We start from the raw sequence: 3,120 nt of genomic DNA, 5'->3' as shown, positions 1-3,120 counted from the left end.
AGACGGCGGCGCCCATCCTGCTGACCAACACGCGGTTCGACCCGGCGACGTCGTTCTTCTCCGCTAACCAGGCACAGAACAACCTGGGCAACGCTCACCTGCTGACCGTGGACGGCTACGGCCACATCAGTTACGCCCGCAACAGTTGCGCTACCGCGCACACGGACAGGTACCTGCTGGGCGGCACAATGCCGACGAAAGGCACGGTGTGCGCTGCCGAGTTCGAACCGTTCCCGGTGCAGACGCCGGACCCGAGTGCCACGCCCACCGACGAGGCCGAAGGCCTCGGCGCCAAGGCTCCGCTGACATCGCTCGGTGACTGATTCCACCCCAGCGTGGGCAGCGCGTGGCAGACTCGCGCCGCGCACTGCTCACGCCGTGACGCTTCACCCAAGCGAGGGGGCCTACACCTGGGCCCGGGACCATCCGCAACAGGCCGACGCCATCAAGGCATTGAGCTTGTCGTTTAGAGGACGTCTGGGCCGACCACCTCACGCCCGGCGGCCCCGGCATGATCGGCGACGGCGGCTACCAGGGCACCGGTGCGATCACCCCGGACAGGAAGCCACCCGGCGGGGAACTCACCGCCCAGCAGAAGGCCTACAACTACAGCCTCAACCGGCTCCGCGCCGCCGTCGAACGCGCCATCAGCCACCTGAAGAACTGGAAGATTCTCAAGACCGGCTACTACCGGATCATGACCGACTTCCCCGACGTGTTACGCACCGTTACCGCCCTGGAGATCTTCAGAGCCACCGCACCGGGTTTTGAATGACCCTCCAGCCATCGATATGCCCGGCTGCGCCGGGGATGGCAGAGGTCAGATTCACCCAATCAGCACTGTTCGCCGCCTACAGAGCGGCCTCCGTTGCTCAGACCACGGGTAAGCATGATCCATGTCACGCCTTCCATGCGAACGGCTTCTCCGCTTCGCCGGAATTAGACGGATTCTGTAAACCGTCGTGAGTGACGGTCACCCCGGGAGAGTCCACCGGTCGTACGGATGACGGCCCGGACGGAAACCGTGTGCCTCGACCATGTCGACGGCCGCGGACAGGCCGGTGCCGACGGCGTCCGGGATGTGGGCGTCGCTGCCGAAGGTGACCACCTTGCCGCCCTCGTCGCGCCACCAGCGGACGATCTCCGAGGCTAGCGGGATGCGGGTGTTGACCTCTAGCGTCCGGTCAGTGGCGGCGAGGCTGCGCAGCGCGTGCCGGAACTCGTCCTCGAAGGCGTGTAGGTCGAACGGCCCGGCCTCGGCGGGCCAGCCGCGGACGGCGTAGTCCAGGTGGGCGAGGACCGCGAAAGCATCCGTACGCGCGATCAGCTCGGCGATCTCGGCCAGGTAGAGCCGCATCACCTCGACGGCGGGACGCTGCCGGTAGAGCGCGTTCGCCTCGACGAGGTGGCCATCGACGGGCAGGGCGTGCAGCGAGCCGAGCACCCTTTCGTAGTGGCCGGTACCGAGTAGTTTTGCGACCGGCACGGCGTTCCAGTGGGGTTCGCCCAGCTCGACGCCGCTGATGACGCGCAGCGACGGGAAGATCTCGCGGCACCGCTGTAGCGAGGCGAGGTAGCGCTCCTGGTCCAGTTCGGGCGGGACTAGCACCAACGCCGCTCGGTTAGGGCGGGCCGGTGGTTAGCAATGATTTGTGATGATGTCGATGGTGATGGTGGCTTTGTAGCTGCGTCGGTCTATGTTGGGTCCGCGGGCTTGGTACTTGGAGTTCGAGCGTTTGATCATCCGGGTTTTCACCCGGATTCTGCGGTCGGGCAGCAGGTGGGCCAGGACCGCACGGCCGATGGCGCCGACCAGGTCGATGACGGTGTCGGCGATGACGCCGGCGGCGTTGGTGAGCTGGTCACGGGCGGTGTTCAGGGCGGTGGTGAAGCTGGCCCGGTCGGGGCTGATGGCGGGCTGGCTGTCGGTGGCGTCGGTCATCGCGGTGCGCAGGGCCTGGTAGACGGTGAGCAGGGCGTAGATTTCCTGGTCGATGCCGTCGGGGGTACGGGCCCGCAGGACCCGACCGCCGAGGATGCTGGACTTGATCTCCAAGTAGGCGGTTTCGACTTCCCACCTGCGGTGATACAGCCTGATCAGTTCACCGGCCGGGTAGCGGTGCGGATCGAGCAGGGTAGTAATCAGCCGGTAGCCGCTGGTGTGGATGCCATCGGTGGTCTTGACGCTGATCTGGGCATCGATGACCCGCACCCGTAGGGTGCCGATGCTCGAGAGCCAAGACCCGTCGGAATACCTGGTGATGACCGGTAGGCGGCGGCCGTTCTTGCAGCGGATCAACAGATCCGCCCCGGTAGCGGCGAGGGTCTTGACCAGGTCGGCGGCGGCGTAGTTACGGTCGGCCAGCAGGAGCATCCCGGCTCGGAGGCTACGGGCCAGGGTGCGGGCCTGGTCGAGTTCGCCGGTGCTACTCGGGCCGAACACGGCGTCGATGATCGAGCGGGTGCCGCAGGTCAGCAGGACACTCAGCCGTAGCGCCGGGTAGCCGGCACCGCCGTGGTTACCCCGTTGTTTGCGGTACCGGGTCCGTACCTTCTCGGCGTCGGCTACCGACATCGTGGTCCCGTCGATCGCGGTCACCAGCAGGCCCCGCCAGCGCACGACGTGGCTCGCCGTGGTGACGACCGGGCCGCGCAGCAGATCGAACAACGCCCGCAGCGGCGCGGACCCAAGCCGTTGGCGTGCCTCCCGTAACGTGCCCGAGGACGGCTCGGTCAGGTCCAACCCGGCCAGACCGGCGGTCAGTTTCCGCCACACCTGCCCGTAGCCGAGTTCCGCGAACAGGCACCCCGCCAGGATCAGGTAGACCACCACCCGGGCTGGGAGCAACCGGATCCGCTGCTGGGTACGACGGGTCGTAGCGAGGACCTCGTCGACCATTTCGAATGGTATGAACTGGGTCAACTCACCCAGATGGCCCGGTGCGAACACCCCCGCGGCTACCCGCACCGTCCGAGTTATGGCAATCTGATCGACCAAAGCGGAGTTCCTGGTCTCGAGGCTGTCTTTGAGTGACTCACCTCAATACCGGAACTCCGCTTCACTATGCCCGAGCGACACGCCCTTGACCGCAACCATGACGCCCTAACCGAGCGGCGTTG

3 protein-coding genes and 1 pseudogene are annotated in these 3,120 nt (G+C 66.5%); 2 read left to right on the top strand and 2 right to left on the bottom strand.

Annotation, left to right across the window (positions count from 1 at the left end; all coding sequences use genetic code 11):
- The coding region (locus VE944_RS28965; protein ID WP_324985599.1) for an alpha/beta hydrolase at positions 1 to 323 on the top strand (323 nt) is incomplete at its 5' end.
- 185 nt (positions 324 to 508) lie between these two features.
- Positions 509 to 775 (top strand): annotated as a pseudogene (locus VE944_RS28960) (transposase family protein); the annotation flags it as partial.
- A 198-nt stretch (positions 776 to 973) separates the two neighbouring features.
- Here VE944_RS28960 and VE944_RS28955 read toward each other — a convergent pair.
- Together VE944_RS28955 and VE944_RS28950 are read right to left on the bottom strand one after the other, a co-directional pair.
- Entirely contained in the window at positions 974 to 1,612 is a 639-nt protein-coding gene (locus VE944_RS28955) for a PHP domain-containing protein (protein WP_324985596.1), read from the bottom strand.
- A 27-nt stretch (positions 1,613 to 1,639) separates the two neighbouring features.
- Positions 1,640 to 2,998: an IS4 family transposase gene (locus tag VE944_RS28950; RefSeq protein ID WP_324985593.1), complete on the bottom strand. Its 1,359-nt coding sequence runs from the start codon at positions 2,996 to 2,998 to the stop codon at positions 1,640 to 1,642.
- Between the last annotated feature and the right edge of the window lie 122 nt (positions 2,999 to 3,120).

Source organism: Nostoc sp., assembly GCF_035638895.1.
Classification (GTDB): Bacteria; Cyanobacteriota; Cyanobacteriia; order Cyanobacteriales; family Nostocaceae; genus Nostoc.
This window is presented reverse-complemented; position numbering and strand designations above follow the sequence as displayed.